Origin of the sequence: Phyllobacterium sp. LjRoot231 (assembly GCF_964253365.1) — a bacterium.
Classification (GTDB): Bacteria; Pseudomonadota; Alphaproteobacteria; order Rhizobiales; family Rhizobiaceae; genus Phyllobacterium.
This window is the reverse complement of the sequence record NZ_CAXUQT020000001.1, coordinates 511,921-531,700: the sequence shown is the minus strand read 5'-3', so window position 1 is coordinate 531,700 and position 19,780 is coordinate 511,921. Positions and strand designations below refer to the sequence as shown.

Below are 19,780 nucleotides of genomic sequence, written 5' to 3'. Positions count from 1 at the left end.
CAACAGATCCCGCTATACTGCCTCAATCAAGGACAAACGTCGGACGGATCAAGTTCTGATCTCCAGCACCGTCCTCGCTAACGAAGGGGACTAACTGTTATTTGGTTGAGGAGCAGCTGATTGAGGAAATCTTGAGCTCGCTTCGTGCCTTCTGCCCGCGTCTGTGCCGAGGGCTTTCCGGAAACCCTCGCGAAAGCGAAGGTGATCTTATCGTTGTTCACTCTGGATAACGTCCCTAGGTTACCGGGCCCTTCGAAATGCTTGAGCGTCCAGGTTGGTCCTACGGCGTTCACGTTGCGGGTTACAACAAAATTCACCGACCCGCCGAACTCGCCGTCCTTTGACGCGGGGTCTCGAAAAGGAGCTGTGAGCGCCAAGGACACGGTGTTCTTGATGCCGAGGTCGCCTGCTAGGTTTGTATTGGCCGTCGGACAGCGCCCAAATTGTTTGTTAGTTTTCCACCGATCGTGAAGATCCTGCATCGAGAACAGTAGATTTTGGGTGAAATTCTGGTCCCTAGACCTGCTGAGCTTAAGCCCTGCGTTGAAGGCAAACGTATCCGTGGACGGAAAATTCAAATTTGGGCTTAGCTCGCCCGAGTCTGTGACATCAAGAGAGAGCTGCACGGTAACCTGATAGTCCCCTGTTAGGACCGTTGTCCTATTTTCATACCCACCGTCATCTCGAACCATATCCACGAGTTCACAAGTCACACGCTGCACGATGGTGGTGACCGTTGGAGCGCCTTGCTGGATGGGAATATCGAAGCTTGGTATTCCGCATCCGGCTACAAAACCTGCGATGCTGACGGCAAGCGCCCTGCAGGCAATTGATACGGCTGCCATGACATTACCCCATTGGATTTGACGACGAACGAACCCGAGTTTCCGCAACCATTTTGCAAATGCCCTCGGCTACGGTTTCTATTTTCAGCTAGACACAGGCCTTGCCTGGGAAAAAGTCGGCGTGCCCGGCAATGTTTGCTTGCAGTTGCGTGTCAACCCAACGGCATTCTGCTTCTGTTAAAACCTTACAGACATCTTTCGTCCCTCTCCCTGGCCGAACGATAATGCATGCCCCGTTGACAGATGGTCCGCCTTTACTGGCGCTTTCCAAGTCGGCATTGCTGTCTTTTCCAACAGCATCTTTCAATAATTGTCTTGCTTGTTTTGCGGTATATTTGACCGACATGATCCTCCCCATGATGTGCCAATAAAAAAATCACGCATCAATTTACATTTTAAAATTCATCATTATCGCAGTTTCTTGATTTAGCAAGATACATCTCGTTTCTTGCGACGCGCCATCTAGAAAAAGACCAACGAAGTACACAAGCCAATTCCTTCGCCAATAATTTAGAACTGTACTGCGCTCAGCATTGTTTGAAGGCGACAGCCCACAACGAGAAGCACTATGACCAGTGTCGCTCTGTCTGTAGTTGGGCCACTTTATTGAGGTCTTCCTCAGGTTATGTGATGTTAGTCTTGATCAACTAACAGTCAGTTTTTTGCTCTTGTGCAGCGTACTGTTGTGTCCGCTGACCGAACGGCTGCACGTGAGGAGGTGCTATTGGCTAGAGGTTTGAGTCGGTTTCGTTATTATCATGTCCCACTTTGCGCCATTATCGTGAAAACGAGCTGTTGCTCCAATAGCAATCATAATCGTGCCCACGAACGCAGGAATGGTGTTTATTAGCGCCAGGGCGTCGAGATAAAAACCCGCGAAACGCCATTCTCTGCGCATCTGGCAGTTTTCTCGCATTTTCGAGCTCAGCTTGTTTCTTCATGATGTTGTTACCATCGCGCCCGCGAAGGTAAGCTTTTTGTGGCAGCGAGGGGCATTGGTGCATCGATCCTTTGTCAACGGTTTGGCGATAGGCAGGCAAGATCGAAATCAGCTTGATCCGGGTGGCCATGCCGTACAAACACAACGCAGATCGTCGTCATCACATCGGAAAGATGAAATTCAGGGTGACGAACTGGGCGGTTTATGAGGCTGGTCTGCGCCGGCGTGGTAGCCTGACACTATGGGTAACGCCGGAGGCCCTGGCCGGGTGGCGCGCTCCACGGCGAAAAACGCGAGGCGGTCAACTCCGGTATTCCGATCTTGCCATCGAAACGGCGCTGACGCTGGGTTGCGTCTTCGGAATGCGGCTGCGCCAGACCGAGGGATTGCTACACTCGCTGTTGGATCTCATGGGGCTGAAAGTCCCTGTTCCGGATCATACGACGCTGAGCCGTCGGGCGCAGAACTGGGAGCCATCAACCCGTCGAAACCGGCCTCTGCCGGACGGCCCGCTGCATGTGCTTGTCGATAGCACGGGATTGAAAGTGTACGGCGCCGGGCAATGGCTTATATGAGGAGAAGTCAAGTCGGAACGGGGGTGTCAGGGCAACATTTTCACTTCCTCGCTTTGGTTGTTGCGCAATCCATGAGCCCCTGATTGCGTGACGCGGCTCGTTTATCCGAGCCAGATCCAACTTATATACGGTCGCTGCTCAAAACAGCGGCACCAACATCCCGCTTGCGGCGGACACGGGCTCAGGCGGACGGGACCATTCTGGAGGAGGGGCATTTCAAGCCAAGCCATTGCTCGGTTCGTCCACCTGGATCGATCCGCCAGGACGGATCAGGTCCTGGAAGGATTGCACATTCAGATCAGCGAAGCATCAGATGGCGGTCTTCATGATCGCCCCCTCGATGACGACGCCGGCGTTGACGTATTTCCACAGCGCGACGAGCAGCTTGCGGGCAAGCGCCACAATCATCGTCTTCTTGAAGCGCCCGCCGTTCTGCTTCACCCGGTCCTTGAACCACAAGGAGAGCGCCGATTGCGGTTGATGGCGCACCCACAGCCAGGCGAGCTGGATCAGCGTCGTTCGCAGCCTTGGATTGCCGGATTTCGAAACCCCCTGGTCGTGAGAAACCGAGCCGCTTTGCCAGGGTGTCGGCGCGAGGCCCGCATAGGCGGCGACCTGGCGCCGGTTGTCGTAGTGCCGCGACAGGCCTTCCGACCACAGCACAGCGGCAAACTCCGGCCCGATGCCTCTCAGGCCGAGCAGCGTGGCCGGTGCTGGCGAGGCAAGCTGCTCGGCTGGCGTCGCGCTCGGCCTCGACCGCCTTGATCTGTTCGATCAGTAGCTCAAGCCTATCGAGTTCGCGGCTAATCTGCAGCCTCAGATGGATAGGCAGAGGACGCCCATCGCCGGTCTTCAGCTCCTCGAGGCAAGTGCGCCGATCGCGCCGCAGCGGTTCGTAGCCGGACACGCCCTGACCGAACAGCAGCCCCTTGATGCGGTTGACGTGGCTGACGCGCTCGTTCGTCAATGCCTTGCGTTCGCGCGAGATGCGGCGGCGATCCTCCTCCTCGGGCGTCGGCACCCGCACCATCGCGCATACCCGTGGCTCGCCCCGCTTGTAAGCCAGCAACGCCCGGAGCAGCGCCTCGCCGTCGATCTTGTCGGTCTTTGCCCGGCGCCGCCGGCGTGAGGTTGCAATCGACGCCGGATCGACGACATGGCTTTCAATCCCCTCAGCCTGCAGCACGCGATGGATCCAGAAGCCGTCGAGGCCGGCCTCCTGGATCATGATGATCGGAAAGCTTTTCCCGGTCCGGGCCTGCGCCTTCCTGTTGAGCTCGGCAAGCCGCTCCAGCATGCCCGCAACATCGCCGGCCACCACTGAATGTTTCGACATCTTCTCGCCACCACCCGGCGACAGCGAGGTGATCAGCCATTTCGAGCGACTCAATTCCAATGAGACGAAAATTGCGCCAAGATTAGTATGGATAGCGGTCGGCGTTTTGGATCGTTCAGGTGCAACGGACATGCTCGGCCTTTCCAAGTAAGGTGTTAATCAAGCAACCCCATCTTGCCACAGCGCAGGTCGCTATCCATCTCCTCATAGGATCTGGAGGTGAAACATGGCGCCAGATCACGCCGCGACTGGCGCAAGCTCCATCTGGCAGTGGATGCCAATAGTGGCGAGATCATCGCCCATAGGCTGACAGACCAGAACACGGATGATCCTTCACAGGTGGCGCCCTTGCTCAGCCAGATCGACGGTAAGATTGATCGGTTCACAGCCGACGGAGCCTATGATGGCAAGCCGGCCTATCGGACGATCCTGCAGCATAGCAGCACCGCGATCGTCGTTATTCCACCCCGTTCGACCGCAGTGGAAAGGGGTGACACTGGACCACCCGGTCAACGGGACAAGCACATCGCGGCGATCGCAAAATATGGTCGGCTGAAATGGCAGGCGGCCACCGGTTATGGCAAGCGTGCTCTGATCGAAACCGCCATCGGACGTTACAAGGGACTGATCGGATCGCGCTGCGGGCTCGTTCGTTCGCCGCGCAGCAGACCGAGGTTGCCATCGGTTGCATCGTTCTCAACCGCAAGCTGGCGTGTGGACGCCCGGAGTCTGTCCGGCATCAAGTCAGGCAGGCATAACCAACAACATCAAAGGCCGAAACGCGTTCGATTTCATATCCGCGCACCAACGCCGCAGCGAGGGAAAAAGTTTTCTAATGCTCCATCTGACGACGGGTAAGACAAGGCGGTCACATTCGCGAGCCGTTGGGCATTGGTACTATTGATATCACAGATGCGACGAATATCTCCCGATAGGGTTGGGCGACTATCGCTTGGCGAACTCGGACCGGTACATGGTTTTGATGAGGTCGATGTCGCATGGGGCAAGGCCGTCTCTCTGGCCTATTCTGGCGTTCCGGTCATTGGGAACAATGGTCGGTTTGTTGTTTTTGGTGAATGCGTCTTTGGGGTAATGCATAATTGAGCCATAGCAATAGTTGCCGAAATTGGCGTATTTCGAAGGGATAGGTTTAAAATTATCTTCCGTGTCCGGTTTGGCGTTTTCCAGGTGGAGTGTAATGTATCGCCTCTGATCAGACCGCATATGTTCGTGGGCAGCTCCCAACACATGCCCGATCTCGTGAACGACGTTGCCGTAAGCACAACCATCACCCAAAATCACCGGTGTTGCGCCCGTGTGATATCCAACTTCCGACGAACAGCTGTACCTGTCTGAAGATCGCGTAAACACCACAAAATTCCTTTCGGCGGAGCCCGCCCGGGAAAACCGAATGGGGGTCTTCCGCTCCCAGTGCGCTATCGCTCTTAACACCCGGTTCTGATCGGGCAAGCTACTGGAGATTTTGTACTTTACAATGCCAAGCGGCCAAAGACGCGGATTAAGCAAAAACAGTCCAAACGTGCCAACTGTGGACTGCAATTGGGCATCTCTTCCGATAATTACGTCTCCCTGGATGATGCCGTAACCGTCCGCGGTTACGATATAAGGAACTGCGAAAGTTTCCTTGCCGAAAGTGGCACTTATGACCTGGGTTTTGTTGAATGTCCCAGTGGCTTCTTCCGGCTTTCCAAAAACCTGGTCCTGGGTAATGCGGGTAGAATTAGCAGAGTTTGCACATCCAGTGGCCAATGCTGCAATACCTGACGCCAAGAACAGACCTGCTGCACATTTCAAAACACTCTCAGTTAGTGACATCTCATACCCCCAGAGTCAGCATCGAATTGAGCATCGGGGGCGGAAATCTTGGTAAAACGACAAATGATATTATGTGAAAGAAGTTTTCAAAGACACAAACAGTTTAATGAAGCAAACGCTGCCGATGAATGCCGCGTTGGTAGTCCCCCGGGCCGTGTGGTATGTTATGCCACAAAGACGGATATTTGTCCAAGCGCGACCGAATGATGGGCTTTTTTCCGGTGGGGGACAGATAGCAACGGGCGACTAGAATGTTTGGGGACTGATCAATGCAGCGGGGATCGAACATTACTGACAGAGTGATCCCGTCGCATAACGGTGCAGAGCTTCCGTCAGGTGTAGTGTCGTTTCTGCTTACCGATGTCGAAGGATCCACTTATCGGTGGGAAATGTATCCAGACGCAATGCGTGAAGCGCTTGAGCGACACGACGCAATCCTTCGTGAAGCAGTCCTTGCTAACAAGGGCCATATATTCAAGACCGCCGGGGATTCTTTTCACGCTGCATTCTCATCTCCCGGAGCTGCAGTCACTGCGGCGCTACAAGCTCAGCAGGGGTGTCATTTGGAAGCCTTCCCCGGTACGGATGGATTCAAGGTGCGCATGGCTGTCCACGCAGGGCCTGTGGAAACGAGAGGTGGAGATTATTACGGTCAGGGAATAAACCGGGCAGCGAGGCTCCTCTTTGTGGCCTACGGCGGACAAATCCTAATATCGGGAACAATTGCTGACATGCTGCAAGGCAAACTACCGCCGCTGTCCAGTCTCTTTGATCTTGGACGGCACCGGTTTCGTGATCTGTCGGAACCGGAACAGGTTTATCAGCTTGTCGCGCCAGACATCCCCGCGGCATTCCCGCCGCTACGGTCACTCGGGGTAAGATCATACCACCTTCCTCATCCGCTCACGCAGTTGATCGGCCGAGCAAAGGATCTCGAGGAAGTACGCAAGCGGCTTGGCCGTTACCGTCTTTTAACTCTCACAGGCTCCGGCGGATCGGGCAAAACTCGTCTCGCCATTGAAGCGGGATATCATCTTATCGATGAGTTTCCCGATGGTGTCTGGTTTGTCGAACTCGGCCCCCTGGATGATCCCCAACTGGTCGCAGAACAAATTTGCGGGATCATTGGCGTTGCTGTGCATGGAAACCGCTCAGCGGTTGACTGCGCGGTAGGTTTCCTCAGGGAAAAGCGGGCGTTGCTCATACTCGACAATTGCGAACATCTGATTGGTGCGGTTGCAAGCATTGCGGAGGCGATTTCCACCGAATGCGCTTCAATGGCTCTTCTGGCCACCAGCAGGGAGCCGCTCGGCGTGCCGGGCGAGAGTATATTCCGTGTGCCGCGGCTTGCTGTGCCTGCAGCCGATGACATCAGTACCGTCACGGCCCTCGACTATCCCGCAATACAATTATTCGTCGAACGAGCCACAGCGGTGACAGAGGACTTTGAACTCACGGAAGCTAATCTTGAAGCAGTGGTGAGTATATGCCGGCAGGTGGATGGAATCCCGCTGGCGATCGAGCTTGCGGTGCCAAGGTTGAGGATGATGCGTCCAGAATGGATTGCAGCAAGATTGCGGGACCGTTTCCGCCTGCTGGGATCAGGCTCGAGAACGGTCGCACCACGTCACCGCACACTCCAGACATTATTCGATTGGAGCTATAATCTCCTTGACGAACGGGAGCAGACCCTCCTCAGAAGGCTCGCAGTCTTTGCCGGCGGGTGGAATGTGGATTCCGCCGCCGCTGTGGTGTCGGGCGACCCGGTTGACTCGGATGACATTCTCGATCTGATTACAGCACTGGCAGATAAATCTCTTGTGGTCGCGGATCTTACCGCGGAGGAAACGCGGTATCGATTGCTTGAAACAACCCGCCAATACAGTTTGGAGAAACTTCGCGAGACTGGAGAACGCGGTCGGAGGAGGCTGCTGGCTGAGTATTTAATCAAGTTTTTTGCCGAAGCCACCTCGTCATGGCCGACACTATCAACGGCTGAATGGATGTCGTCTTACGAGCCGGAAATCGAAAACCTGCGCGCTGCGTTGGAATGGGCGTTCGGCCCTAATGGAGACATAACGCTTGGAATGGAGCTGACGAGCTATTCGCTCCGTATTTGGGATGAATTGGCACTTTTGCCCGAGCGCGAACGGTGGTTTCAAGCAGCCATTCTAGCCGTTGACGATGACACACCAACTGCGTTGAGGGCGCGCCTGTGGCTGGGCTGTACGTCAATCAGTGAGCATGGGGACCGCTCAGCATTTGATGCCGCCCTGAAAGCGACGGAACTCTTTCGAATTCTTGATGATCAACTGGGATTGAGCGAGGCTCTCACGAAAGCCGGGGCTTCGGTTCTTACTCCTGAGCGGAGAGAGGAGGCTGCCCCGTATCTCGATGAAGCGCTGGCCATCCTCAGATTGCTGGGCCACACAAAACAGCTTGCCAGCTGCCTTCGGTCAGCGGCTGTATCCGCATACTTTGCCGGAGATTTCGAAACCGCCCGATCGATGATTAAAGAATGTGTCTCTGTTACAAAAATCGTAGGAGACGAACACGGCCTGGTCAATGCTATGATCGCCCTGGCGGAACTGGAGTTTGCCGCCGGAGATATAGGGTCTGCTATCAGTATTGTGCGCCGGACTATCGACGAAGGACATTGCAATCGCCGCCAGTTGACGCTCTGTGTTGGCAATCTCACCTCATACCTGCTTTCAGCAGACCGTTTGGTTGAAGCCAAGCTGACGGCCTTCAATGGTTTGCACAAGGCTAGGGCGCTTGGCTGGCCTGCAGCAATAGTCCGAATAATCGAAAATATGGCCTTGATAGCTGGGCTTGGCGGCGATTTGGAGCGAGCCGCCAGACTGCTCGGCTACACGGAAGGATTTTATGCATTGGAGACGGCCAGTAGGGAAATTACGGAGAAGGCCAGTTACGAGCGGCTCCTGAGTATCCTGGCGAACGGCCTCGCGCCCGAAATGTTGGCGAAGTACAGGTTGGAGGGTGCAAGATCGCGCGAAGCGCAAATTGTACAGATGGCAATGGAAGTATAAATTAACTGAGGCCAAGGCTCGTTGGGGGGGTGCGATGATCACACGACGTGGGGTAGTGGTTGGCAGTTTGGTGAGCGCAGCGCTCCTTTCGAGATGCGCTTCCGGATCGGGTTTCTCATCAAGAGATGCCAAGGGAACGATAAAAACAAGCGAGTCCGGGTTCGTTGTCCTGGGACCAGACTACGTGAGTGACGTCGTTCCCACGTTTGACAGCTTGAGTACCTTACGAAAAGGCGAACGACAAAAAGCGAAGGCAATACTAAACGGCGCTCCGACGTCCTCTCCTGCCGCTGTGATGGGATATTTCCGCGACCTTCGCGCCAAAAATGACTTGGGCGAAGCGTATAATGCCGGGTGGTATGGTCGCTGGAATCCCGTGCTTCTGGCCTTTTTCGATGCCACTGACACGAAACCCACGCAGGACAATACACCTTGGTGCGCTGCTTTCCTCAACTGGTCGCTGGCCCGATGCCGTTACAAAGGCGGTACACGATCGAGCAGCAGCGGCACGTTTCGCAATGTCGGAGGAGTGACAACGAGGCCCTCGCGGGGAGATGTCGTCGTTTTCAAGCAACCAGGGACAAGTTGTCAGGGCCACGTAGGTCTTTACGTCCGCATAACCAGCTCAGAAATTTTGGTGCTCGGCGGCAATCAGGAGTTTGAGGGACATCACTCAGTCAACGAAAAGGTTGTGCCCGCTCCAGGATCGCCACTTAGGTTCCACTCCTACCATCGAATATCGGCTCTCAAGGATCCGGTTTCGCCGCTGCCGACTTGTTAATATAGCGATAGAGTAGGCGCTCTTTCAATTTTGTGTTTAGGCATGCAAATTTCAACGCCGATTGACAGGTACTTTGGCATTCAGTCGTTTTGCAGGTGGCTTGAGCAAAGGATTTTCGCAACTGACCCTTTGCTCCGCGTTCCGTGTTTCCCGCTTCGTAAGCGCGTGCCCGCCGGTAGCAAACGGTGGCTGTCACGATTGTTATGAGAATTAATGCGAATGCTTCTTCCCCGTTGACAAGACGATCGACGCTCCATCAACAAAGAGAATAGGCGTTGGTGGGTTCTGTCGGCGTTGGTGCGCGGATATGGGAGGAGGCGCAATTCGATCTTTGATGCCGTCTGTTATGGCTGTTTTTGCGGCGGACGGAATCCGGGCGTGCGGTTGCCAGCATGCGGTTGAGAACGGCGCAGCCGATGGCAACTTCAGTCTGTTGAGCCGTAAAACACCGTGCACGCAGACGCGGTCCGATCAGCGCCTTGTAGCGCCCATGGTGGTCTCGATTAGGGCGCGTTTGCCGTAGCCGGTGGCGGCCTGCCAGTTCAGCCGTCCCCGTTCTGCGATCGCCGTGATGTGGCTGTCCCGCTGGCCGGGTGGTCCCGTATCGCTGCTTTGTACCGCCTTTGAGCGTGGTGGGATGACAACCTGCGCGGCATCGCTATGGCGCAGGACGGTCCGATATGTCGGCGCGCCATCATAGGCCCCGTCTGCGGTGAACTGACCAATCTCACCATCGATCTGATCGAGCAGCGGTGCCACCTGCGAAGGATCGTCAGCGTCCTGATCCGTGAGTGTATGGGCAACGATCCGGCCACTGTCGGCATCCACCGCCACGTGCAGTTTGCGCCAGTTGCGGCGCGACTTCGCGCCATGCTTCTCCTGTAACCACTGCCCGGCGCCGTATACTTTCAATCCCGTGCTGTCTGCCAGCACATGCAGCGGACCATCCGGCAAGGAGGATCGTATTCTGGTCGGTTGCTTCTGTGCCCGGCGGCTAAGGGTTGTGTGATCGGGAACAGGCAAATCCAGTCCCATCAGGTCGATCACAGAATTCACGAGCCCTTCGGTCTGGCGCAGACGCAGCATTCCAAAAGCACAGCCCAGCATCAGCGTCGTCTCGATCGCGAGATCGGAATAGCGCGGCTGCCCACCTGGAGTTCGGCGCCGGGGAGCACGCCATATTGCCAACGCTTCTGGCGTGATCCATAACGTCAGGCTTCTTCGCCAAGCTGACACGCCGGCGTTTGAAGCACGGCGTCTTTCACTCCGTCGTCGACCTTCAGGCGGCCATTAACCGGTTTATCAAAGAGCACAATCAAGAACCCCGGCCATTCGTCTGGAGGGCGGACCCAGATGAGATCATTGCAGCCGTCAAACGTGGGCACCAAGCGTTGGAATCAATCGACTAGGGAAGATCATCATCACTACTAAACCAACGTATATGCAAACTGGTTGCCTTGTTTATATTACCGAAGCTCGATCTAAATACAGTTGCGCCATTGCAGTATGTTCAACGCCAGATACATTAGATCGAGTAGCTGTCAAATAATCAAAGAAATACCCAAATATCACTGGCGTCTCTTGGAGCAGCAGGCGCTGGATCTCGCCCGCCGTTTGCTTCTGGGCTTCGAGATCAAGCGCTGCAATATAGCTCGAGGCCAGCTGGTCATAATGCTCACTCTTGAAGTGCGCCGCATTCCAGGTGCCCTCACTCTTCAGGGGCGCCGACAGGTAGACGTTTGGCACGCCGCGATGACCATAGTCGGTAATACCCATGACCGAGTCGAGCCAGTTCGATTTGCCGAAGACGGCATCGCCGTAATAGGCGCCCTGGTCGAGAATGTTGAGCTCCAGATTGATGCCGATTTCCTTGACCGCATTCTGGATCAGCACGGCGTATTCCGGAATCTCAAGGAAACGCTCCGTTGTCAGCGTGACCTTGAACCCTTTGCCGACCCCAGCCGCTTCCATCAGTTCCTTAGCCTGTTTCAGGTCCTGCTGCCGCTGGGGAACGCTTGTATCCGTCGAAGGGTAGACCGCAGCGAACGGACTGTCGTTACCCAATGAGGCTCGGCCACGCATCAACCCCTTCTGTAGCTTGTTTCGGTCGAGGCTGAGGGCGATTGCGCGGCGCACGCGCGGATCCTTGAATGGATCCATGTCGGTCCGCATGTGTACCTGCTGGTGTGATACGGACTTAAGGCTGAGAATTGTAACGCTTGGATCGCTCAGTAGGCCCACACCAGCCAGAACCGGAAGCTGGTTGATGACGTCGACCTGCCTGCCCTGAAGCGCCAGGATCATCGGCTGGATATCGGCAAAGAATGCGAACTCGGTGCGGGCAGGCAGTGCTTTCTCGCCCCAGTAATCATCGTTCCTGACAAATGATGCGCCAACCTTGGGCGTGTATTTCTCGAGCTTGAATGGTCCCGTCCCATCGAACGTCTTTTCGAAGTCGCCCTTGTAGTCCGCCGGAATGATGATCGCGTTATAATTGTCGGACGAGACCATATACGGGAAGTTGCCGTTCGGCGCGTCGAGATGGAACTCGACGGTATAGTCATCGACCTTCTTTGTCGCACCCTTCTGCAGAAAACCGGTGAACACAGACAAGGCATTGGAAGAGTTTTTCGGATCGGCGAGGCGATCGATACTTGCCACGACGTCATCAGCCTTCATCTGGCCGCCGCTGTGGAACTTGACGCCCTTGCGAAGCTTGAACGTCCAGACATCGCCCTTGTCGTTAGGTTTCCAGCTTTCAGCAAGCATTGGCCTCAGAACCAGGTCGGGACCGTCGAGGCAAAGAAATTCACCAACTTGCTGCAGCATCAACAGGCCGCCGGTGTCGGCAACGCTGACTGGCTCGATCGCCGCTGCGGGCACTGAGCTGGCGACGCGAATGGTCGCGCCAGGGGTGCCCTGCGCGCGGGCAAGGCTCGGCATGCCGCCAACACCGGCCGCAAATCCGACGCTTCCGAGGAAAGGCAGCGACAGGCCCAGCAGGCTGCCGTGTTGAATGAACTCGCGGCGGCTTACCCTGCCATCGACACGCCCGTCGATCAGGTGGTTTTCGAGGTCAGTCCGGCCGCGCCGGAGCATATCGAGAATCTTGTAGTTCTTCATGGCTTCTGGTCTTTCCCCTGGATTATGGTTCTTGCCGGACGGTCAGTTTCAGCGGCGCTCCTGGTCGCCGAGTTGCCGGATCGTCCGTATCCGGCAAACAATTGAATGCCATTTCCTCCGAGCATCTGTTGCCGGTCTTGGTGTCGGCTTTCCGACGCAGTTTCAAAACGATGACAGGTTTCGTATTTGGGGTCAGCACCCAGCCCATCAATTTCGATAAACAACAGGGAACCAATCCTCGCGCAGTTTTTGCCCTGGTCTCATGTTATGTCCCGGATAATGTGGTGATGTACGACCAGGCCGCTCCACGTAATATGCATCGTCGCCGACCCAACGCAGCGACAGTACTCTGCGCCGACTGGGAGCCATGTTGCCGCGTGCGCCATGGGCAGTTCTGAAATCAAACAACACGGCATCACCCGGTTCCATTTGCCATTCCAAAACGCTCATATGTGGATCGTTGTCCGGATCGGGGACGGCGCGGTAGTCTTGTTTAGAACTGTAGAAACTGCTTTCATCTAGCCAGCGTACAGGCATGATGAGTTTGTCCCATCTATGCGAAGCAGCGACCAAGCGCAGCGTCGATTCTTTTACTGGATCGATTGGGATCCAAAAACTGACCGTTTGCCGACCGTCTACGAAATAGTAAGGGATATCCTGATGCCAAGGCGTAGCCTTTTGGGTTCCAGGTTCTTTCACCAACACGTGGTCGTGAAAAAATTGTGCAGTACGAGAGCCCATAACGGCGGCCGCAATTGAGGCAGCGGGCGAATGCCGGACCACTCTCTCAAATTCGGGAATACGCTCCCAATTGCAATAGTCATCAAAGAAACTACCCTTACCATCCTGAACAATATCGGACCCGGCGGCGCTTTTATCCCGCATATTTCGTTCAATTCCGGCGGCGATTGTCTCAACCCAATCCTTGAAAGCGCCGCGAATGCAGACTGCGCCATCGCGCTGAAAATCCGAGATTGTCTTAGCATCTACTTGATAGGGCTCTGAAGTCATCGCGTCCTCCTTTCAGAAGCGCCTCAACTATTGCAGCCGAAACATATTTGGTAAAATAATAACTTCCGAAGTGACTTATAGGGGTAGACTATGAATTTCACACTGACACAGTTGCGCTATCTGGTGGCCGTAGCCCGTCAGGGGAGTATTACCGCAGCCTCCACAGCACTGAATGTATCTCAACCGTCGATTTCGGTGGCGATTGATCACGTCGAAAAGAGATTCGGGCAGAAACTTTTTGTTCGACAACGCGGAAGTCGCGTGGCCCTGACATCATTTGGCAGGATCGTGACAACAAAGGCAAAACAAGTTCTAGTGCAAGCAGACGAATTTGCTACTTTGGGGAGCGGCCAAGCTGTTGTCGGCGGCGACTTGGTTCTGGGGTGCTTTGAGGATCTCGCGCCACATTTTGTTCCTAGTTTAATCCGATCGTTCTCGATGTTATATCCCGATGTTCACGTCATAGTACGCGAGGAAACATTTGAAACCCTGGGACAGCGCATAAACGACTCGGCTATTGATCTTGGCCTTACTTACGACCTTGGACTATCAACGAACATTGAGCGAATAGTGTTGCATGAACTTCGGCCACACGCACTTCTATCTGCCGCACATGCGCTTGCTGATCGTGGGGCAGTAAGCTTGGCAGATTTGGCGGACTATCCGCTTATTGTTACCGACCAGCCTTCCAGTTGGCAACATACACTCGACATTTTCCGAAGTCGTGGCTTGTCGCCGGCAATTAGCACAAAGACGACTTCGTTCGAACTCCAACGAAGCATGGTAGCCAACGGTTTCGGCGTCGCCGTTTGCTATACGCGCCCACACGGCGATCGTAGTTATGATGGTCTGCCGCTCGTATGCAAACCATTAACCGATCCGCTTCCAAGGCAACGCATCGTCCTCGCACACGACACACGACAACGCCTGCCCAATGCTGCATTGGCATTTATTAGCGAGGCCAAGCTGTGGTTTTCAACAAATGATACCTTTGCTTCCAACGCTAGTTTGTGAGCAGGTAGCGCCCAGTTCGGCTCGGTGCACCAACGCCCTACATCCTTTCACCAGAATCTAGCCGGAAGTTCACGTCCAAATGCTTTCCGGAGTCAGGATGTCAAACGGGACGATTCTCTGTTCGATTGATGCGGCATCCCTACGCTCAATTAAGCGCAGCATGACATCAATCAGTTCCTGCGGCATCTTATCAATAGGGTGGCAAAGCGATGCGGTGATCAAGCCTTCGCTCAGTCCTTTGCGGGTTTCGGGTCCGATGTCAGAACAAACGACCCGGATCATGCGCTGCTCGTCCAGCGGCAACTCACGCAAAGCGCGTAAGACGCCAGAAATCCCGCCACCGTTTACGAAAATACCCCTAAGGTCCGGCTCTTCTTCGATCAGTCGGCGGACGATTGCATAGGCATTTTCGGGCACCTCGTGAGTGAGCTGTGTTTCGCTAATACTAAAAGCGGAAGCATGCTCGCGCATATAGGAGCGAAAACTGGCATCCGCGATATCCTGACACTGGTAGCGATTGCTGCCGACGAGGGGAAAGACCTTGCCCGGACCATCCGCCGTTTGGCTGATAAACCATGCCGCCGTGCGTCCCCTCTTCCAGTTGTCCGTCCCGACGAAGCCTGCCCGGCTAGCGGCCGATAAATCGGTCACGTACGCCACAACCGGAATGCCCCTGCCGCGCAATTCATCGATTGCCTGACTGACAAGCGGATGGTCGGCCGTCACAACGGCAATGGCGTCCGAGGTCTGTCCCATCCTCAGCAGATTGGCTGACACCGCTTCGGGGGAAAGATCATCTTCGAAGACAACACTAGGCTCGATGACCGCATCGGTTCGTCGCATCGAGGCCGACATCAATGCTTCTGCCCACATCTGATAGAGCGGTCGGTGAGACTGCTGCATCAGGAATCCCAGGTTTCGATGCGGGAGGTTCTCGCGTTTACGCTGCCGCAGGGCTCCCAAGCCATAGAAACCAATCTCATCGGCGGCATCCAGAATGCGGTCTACCGTTTCCGGTCGAACCGTTCCCGTCCCGTGCAGAAGCCTGTTTACCGTCGAGAGGCTGACATCTGCAGTCTTCGCCAGATCAGAGATGGTTGGCCTGTTCATTCAGATGTTCCGTTTGTGTCATTTGTGAATGGCATGATTTGGAATGAAATGCTCCTCAGCCAGCCAAGAGGGTTCCATTCTGGCATTCCAAACGCTACAGATCAATACGCAATTACTGCAGCCATCGAGGGATGGAATTGGGAGGAGAGTTTGATGAAACATATGAAGCACTTTTGTGCAGCATTGCTTGCGACCACTATTGTGTCTTTCGCCGCTCCGACGGCATTTGCGGCAAACATCGCCGTCGTCGGGGGGAAGACGGACGACGAGTTTTGGAACCGTATCAAGAAGGGCGTTGATGACGCCCGCCTCGTCGTTGAGAAGAACGGCGGCCAGGTCAGCTATCTTCAGCTCCAGACCTATGACAATCTTGGTCCGGATGCCGCACAGCTCGTGCGCACCGCCATCAGCCAAGGCGTGGAGGGTATCGTCGTTCCGAACTGGGTCCCAGAGGCGGAAGACGAGGCGATCAAGGCCGCAATCGACGCCGGGATCAAGGTTATTCTGATGAATGCGGGTAGTATTGAAAAAGCCCGTGAACTCGGCGCCATTAATTATGTTGGCTCAGACGAATTCGTCGCCGGCAAGGCAGGCGGCGAATACCTTGGCTCGAAAGGCGCGAAGAACGTTATTTGTGTCAACACCGTTCCAGGCGCGGCCAATCAGGAGGCTCGGTGCAAGGGCGTCATCGACGGCATTACCGCTAAGGGTGGTAAGGGAAAGCAGCTGCCGCTGCCAGCGACCAGCTTCGGCGACCAGACGGCAATTGCTGAAGCAGTGAAGGCCACGCTGTTGCAGGATGATACCATCGATGGCGTGATTAATGTCAGCGCGACTGATGCAGATGCGGCCGCAAGCGGCATCAACCAGGCGGGCAAGGTTGGGAAGGTTGTCCATGGCACTTTCGACCTGAATGCCTCAGGGCTGGCGCGTATCAAGGATGGATCCCAGACCTTTGCAATCGACCAGCAGCCCTACCTTCAATCGTTGCTTGGCGTGACCCTCCTTGCCTCCAACATCGACTACGGTACGGCTCTCCCGACCGCTCCGGTTTTAACCGGTCCCGGCATTGTTGATGCGTCAAACATCGATGCCACCTTGGCCGGCGTAGAAAAGGGCGCTCGCTAAGCAAATCCTCCGGTTCGGTCCGTAGCGCGGCTATGGACCGGCTCCTATCAGGTGTCCGGCCACACGCGTTCAACCGCGTAAAGAGTCGAGCCAAAAAATGGGATCTCTCCTATGAACAACTTTTCCTTCGGAAACCTTTTCCGCCGACCCGAGGCGGGAGCGTTTCTCGGACTGATCGGTGTCCTTGTCTTTTTTGTCGTGTTCGGGAGTACGAAGTTTCTTGAACCCGCCGGTGCTGCAAGCTGGCTGAACGTTGCAGCCAACCTCGGCATCGTCGCGCTTCCCATCGGACTTTTGATGATCGCCGGTGAGCTCGACATTTCGATTGGCGCGATGATCCCCGCGGGCTCCATGATGGTCGCCGTGCTTTCGGGACATTACGATTTTCCAATCTGGATCGGAATGCTGGGCTCCATCTTGCTCGGTCTCGTCGTCGGCCTGATCAATGGTATCCTGGTCGTTCGCACAGCTGTCCCGTCGCTGATCGTCACGCTCGGCACACTGTTTGCCGTCCAGGGCCTCACCTTAGGATTTTCGGTCCTTGTAACCGGCACCACAAGTGTTGCATTGACTGCTGACCCTTGGGCCAAGTTTGTCTTCGGTCAGTTCCTTGGGGGATCGTTTCAAGTCATCATCCCGTGGTGGTTTGCCATAACGGCCCTATTCATCTTCTTCATCCACTATTCCCCATATGGAAACTGGATCTTTGCAATGGGCGGCGACAAGATCAGCGCCCGCAATGCTGGCATTCCGACAAGCCGATTGACCATCGCCCTGTTCGTGCTCTCAGCTGTCAGTGCCTCATTCGTTGGGATGTGCCAGGCGATCCTGTTCAACTCCGCCCAGGTCTCCGGTGGCATGACCTTCATCTTCAACTCGATCATCTCGGTTGTCGTCGGCGGCGTTCTACTTACGGGCGGCTTCGGCTCAGTAATCGGAATATTCCTCGGCACAATAACGTTCGCCATCGTCAATCAGGGCATCTATTTCACGACGTTCGATCGCAACTGGTCGAGCCTGATCATCGGCATCATGCTGCTGCTGGCTGTCCTGATGAACAACACCTTCCGCAACATGGCGCTGGCCTACAGGCCGAAGAAGAAGTGAGGGATATGCGATGACCACTCCAATTTTGGAATTACGCCACGTCGACAAGTCATTCGGCCCGATCGATGTGCTTCACGATATCTCGCTCAAGGTGCATGCAGGTGAAGTGCTCTGCCTTCTCGGTGATAACGGCGCAGGCAAATCAACGCTGATCAAGACCATGGCTGGCGTCTTCAAGCCCAGTTCTGGCGAGCTGCTGATGGATGGCAAACCCGTCGAGTTTCGCGGCCCGCGGGATGCCCAGGAGGCCGGGATTTCGACTGTGCATCAGTTCGGCGGCACCTTCCCGCTTATGTCGATCGGCCGATCCTTTTTCATCGGTGTCGAGCCGACTAAAGGGTTCGGCCCGTTCAAGGTTTACGACCGGAAAAAGGCCAACGAGATTGCCGTCAAGGCTGTGCAGGAATTCGGCATCACCCGCATCGATGACGGCGACCGGCTTATCGGCGGTCTGTCAGGTGGCGAGCGCCAATCGCTGGCAATCGCCCGGGCCGTACACTTCGGAGCCAGGGTATTGATCCTTGATGAGCCTACCGCGGCACTTGGCGTCAAGGAAGCGGCCCACGTCCTGCGGATCGTGCTGGAGGCACGCCGACGTGGCCTCGCTGTGATCTTTATCACCCATCAGGTGACGCATGCGATGACCGTCGGCAACCATTTTGCGGTGCTGATCCGTGGCGCGGTTGCCGCCGATTTCCGCAAGGGCGAAAGGTCCCGCGAAGAAATCACCGATCTGATGGCAGGCGGCGAAGCCATGGCGGAACTCGAGGCTGAGATCGAAGGCCATCTCGCAGCACAACATAATCCTCCCGCGGCTTGAAGCCGAACCTGCCCCCGGCCGCCACCGGCCGGGGGTTCTTTAACAGCCGCCAACACTCGGAGTAAAACATATGAAGATCGCTCTCGACCCGTTCATGCATCGCCATTTGAACCTTGAGCAACTGCCTGCCAAGGTGAAAGAACTCGGCTACGACTGGATTGAACTTTCTCCTCGCGGAGACTTCCTTGAGTGGTTCAAGGCGCCCCGCGTATTTCCTGATCGGATCAAATCGTTCAAGCGTGCACTGAAGGATGCAAACGTCGGAATTGCTTCTATCCTGCCGATGTATCGCTGGGCCTCCAACGACGAGGCCGAGCGGCAAGCAGCCGTCAAGCACTGGAAGCGTGCCATCGAGATCGCGGTCGAGATGGAAGTGGATGTGATGAACTCTGAATTCGGACGCGGACCGCATCCCGACAAGGGATCCTGTTACTGCTGCCACACCGGCAGCATGATCGAGACCTGTGAGGATGCATGGTGGCGCTCGATGGAGGAGCTGGTGCCTCTATTCGAGAGGGAAGGCATCAACCTTCATGTCGAGCCACATCCCGAAGACTGGTGCGAGACACTGCAACCCGCCGTGGACATCATCCGCACGGTGAACTCCAAGAACGTCAAGTTCCTCTATTGCGCTCCTCATACTTTCTACTTCGGCGACGATACGAAAGCGATGCTGCGGGAATGTGCTGATGTGCTGGCTCATGTTCATGTTGGCGATACGTTCAATCACAAGGCCAGTTCGGGCTTGCGTTACATTCTCAATCCGCCGGGCACGCAGGCGCGCGTCCATCAGCATCTTAATATCGGCCAAGGCGAAGTGCCGTGGGACGATTTCTTCGGCACACTGGCCGAGGTGGGCTTTGACGGAATCATGACGGCCTGCGTCTTTGCTTGGGAGGACAAGGCCGACCATTCGGGCACGTTCATGCGCTCCGAGATGCAGCGTTACGTGGACAAATACTGGAAGAAATAGGCCAGGGAGGCCAGTGCGCGGAAGCAACCGGACAGGCAAGTTTCAACGAGACAGCTTACGTGGGCGACGGGACCGTCCCGTCGCAGGGCGGAGCTTTGGCAAACCAAAGCCGGCACGAGGCCGGAGGAGAA

The 19,780-nt window shown here is 55.6% G+C and carries 13 protein-coding genes and 6 pseudogenes; 11 read left to right on the top strand and 8 right to left on the bottom strand.

What is annotated here, in order from left to right:
• Positions 1–77 precede the first annotated feature (77 nt).
• Together ACSQ3H_RS02510 and ACSQ3H_RS02505 are read right to left on the bottom strand one after the other, a co-directional pair.
• On the bottom strand, positions 78–845 hold the full coding sequence (locus ACSQ3H_RS02510; RefSeq protein WP_436115581.1) for a hypothetical protein: 768 nt from the start codon (positions 843–845) through the stop codon (positions 78–80).
• Positions 846–933: 88 nt separating this feature from the next.
• The gene (locus ACSQ3H_RS02505) at positions 934–1,191 is read right to left on the bottom strand and encodes a hypothetical protein (RefSeq protein WP_436115580.1); all 258 of its coding nucleotides are present in this window, start codon (positions 1,189–1,191) and stop codon (positions 934–936) included.
• Between the two features lie 722 nt (positions 1,192–1,913).
• Here ACSQ3H_RS02505 and ACSQ3H_RS02500 point away from each other — a divergent pair.
• Positions 1,914–2,354 (top strand): annotated as a pseudogene (locus tag ACSQ3H_RS02500) (transposase); the annotation flags it as partial.
• A gap of 315 nt (positions 2,355–2,669) precedes the next feature.
• Here ACSQ3H_RS02500 and ACSQ3H_RS02495 read toward each other — a convergent pair.
• Positions 2,670–3,828 (bottom strand): annotated as a pseudogene (locus ACSQ3H_RS02495) (IS110 family transposase).
• A gap of 81 nt (positions 3,829–3,909) precedes the next feature.
• On the opposite strand from ACSQ3H_RS02495, the pseudogene ACSQ3H_RS02490 reads away from it, so the two are divergent.
• Positions 3,910–4,454: pseudogene (locus ACSQ3H_RS02490) on the top strand (IS5 family transposase); the annotation flags it as partial.
• Between the two features lie 187 nt (positions 4,455–4,641).
• Here the strand turns inward: ACSQ3H_RS02490 and ACSQ3H_RS02485 are convergent.
• Positions 4,642–5,532: a M12 family metallopeptidase gene (locus tag ACSQ3H_RS02485; RefSeq protein WP_436115579.1), complete on the bottom strand. Its 891-nt coding sequence runs from the start codon at positions 5,530–5,532 to the stop codon at positions 4,642–4,644.
• A 269-nt stretch (positions 5,533–5,801) separates the two neighbouring features.
• On the opposite strand from ACSQ3H_RS02485, the pseudogene ACSQ3H_RS02480 reads away from it, so the two are divergent.
• From ACSQ3H_RS02480 to ACSQ3H_RS02470, 3 genes and pseudogenes are all read left to right on the top strand, one after another.
• A pseudogene (locus ACSQ3H_RS02480) lies at positions 5,802–6,260 on the top strand (adenylate/guanylate cyclase domain-containing protein); the annotation flags it as partial.
• A 549-nt stretch (positions 6,261–6,809) separates the two neighbouring features.
• Positions 6,810–8,582: an ATP-binding protein gene (locus tag ACSQ3H_RS02475; RefSeq protein ID WP_436119549.1), complete on the top strand. Its 1,773-nt coding sequence runs from the start codon at positions 6,810–6,812 to the stop codon at positions 8,580–8,582.
• A 34-nt stretch (positions 8,583–8,616) separates the two neighbouring features.
• Positions 8,617–9,363 carry a CHAP domain-containing protein gene (locus tag ACSQ3H_RS02470; protein WP_436115578.1) on the top strand — a complete coding sequence of 249 codons (747 nt, stop codon included), beginning with the start codon at positions 8,617–8,619 and terminating at the stop codon, positions 9,361–9,363.
• Positions 9,364–9,721: 358 nt separating this feature from the next.
• Here the strand turns inward: ACSQ3H_RS02470 and ACSQ3H_RS02465 are convergent.
• Positions 9,722–10,599, bottom strand: a pseudogene (locus ACSQ3H_RS02465) (IS5 family transposase); the annotation flags it as partial.
• Between ACSQ3H_RS02465 and ACSQ3H_RS02460 the strand changes: the two are divergent.
• Positions 10,578–10,772, top strand: a pseudogene (locus tag ACSQ3H_RS02460) (IS630 family transposase); the annotation flags it as partial. The pseudogenes ACSQ3H_RS02465 and ACSQ3H_RS02460 overlap by 22 nt on opposite strands.
• Positions 10,773–10,824: 52 nt before the next feature.
• Here ACSQ3H_RS02460 and ACSQ3H_RS02455 read toward each other — a convergent pair.
• Both ACSQ3H_RS02455 and ACSQ3H_RS02450 read right to left on the bottom strand, forming a co-directional pair.
• A complete protein-coding gene (locus tag ACSQ3H_RS02455) occupies positions 10,825–12,486 on the bottom strand; it encodes an ABC transporter substrate-binding protein (RefSeq protein ID WP_436115577.1) in 1,662 nt (553 codons plus the stop codon).
• A gap of 207 nt (positions 12,487–12,693) precedes the next feature.
• Positions 12,694–13,497, bottom strand: coding sequence for a phytanoyl-CoA dioxygenase family protein (locus tag ACSQ3H_RS02450; protein ID WP_436115576.1), 804 nt, complete (start codon positions 13,495–13,497; stop codon positions 12,694–12,696).
• Positions 13,498–13,587: 90 nt separating this feature from the next.
• On the opposite strand from ACSQ3H_RS02450, the gene ACSQ3H_RS02445 reads away from it, so the two are divergent.
• Positions 13,588–14,511 carry a LysR family transcriptional regulator gene (locus ACSQ3H_RS02445; RefSeq protein WP_436115575.1) on the top strand — a complete coding sequence of 308 codons (924 nt, stop codon included), beginning with the start codon at positions 13,588–13,590 and terminating at the stop codon, positions 14,509–14,511.
• Positions 14,512–14,580: 69 nt separating this feature from the next.
• Here ACSQ3H_RS02445 and ACSQ3H_RS02440 read toward each other — a convergent pair whose 3' ends face one another.
• Positions 14,581–15,621: a LacI family DNA-binding transcriptional regulator gene (locus tag ACSQ3H_RS02440; RefSeq protein ID WP_436115574.1), complete on the bottom strand. Its 1,041-nt coding sequence runs from the start codon at positions 15,619–15,621 to the stop codon at positions 14,581–14,583.
• A 153-nt stretch (positions 15,622–15,774) separates the two neighbouring features.
• Between ACSQ3H_RS02440 and ACSQ3H_RS02435 the strand changes: the two genes are divergently transcribed.
• The 4 genes from ACSQ3H_RS02435 (at position 15,775) to ACSQ3H_RS02420 (ending at position 19,649) form a co-directional block, all read left to right on the top strand.
• Positions 15,775–16,749 carry a substrate-binding domain-containing protein gene (locus ACSQ3H_RS02435; protein ID WP_436115573.1) on the top strand — a complete coding sequence of 325 codons (975 nt, stop codon included), beginning with the start codon at positions 15,775–15,777 and terminating at the stop codon, positions 16,747–16,749.
• Positions 16,750–16,860: 111 nt separating this feature from the next.
• Complete coding sequence (locus ACSQ3H_RS02430) at positions 16,861–17,856, top strand: ABC transporter permease (RefSeq protein ID WP_436115572.1); 996 nt, start codon at positions 16,861–16,863, stop codon at positions 17,854–17,856.
• Positions 17,857–17,866: 10 nt separating this feature from the next.
• Positions 17,867–18,676: an ATP-binding cassette domain-containing protein gene (locus tag ACSQ3H_RS02425; protein WP_436115571.1), complete on the top strand. Its 810-nt coding sequence runs from the start codon at positions 17,867–17,869 to the stop codon at positions 18,674–18,676.
• Between the two features lie 70 nt (positions 18,677–18,746).
• Positions 18,747–19,649, top strand: coding sequence for a sugar phosphate isomerase/epimerase family protein (locus ACSQ3H_RS02420; RefSeq protein ID WP_436115570.1), 903 nt, complete (start codon positions 18,747–18,749; stop codon positions 19,647–19,649).
• Positions 19,650–19,780: the final 131 nt, after the last annotated feature.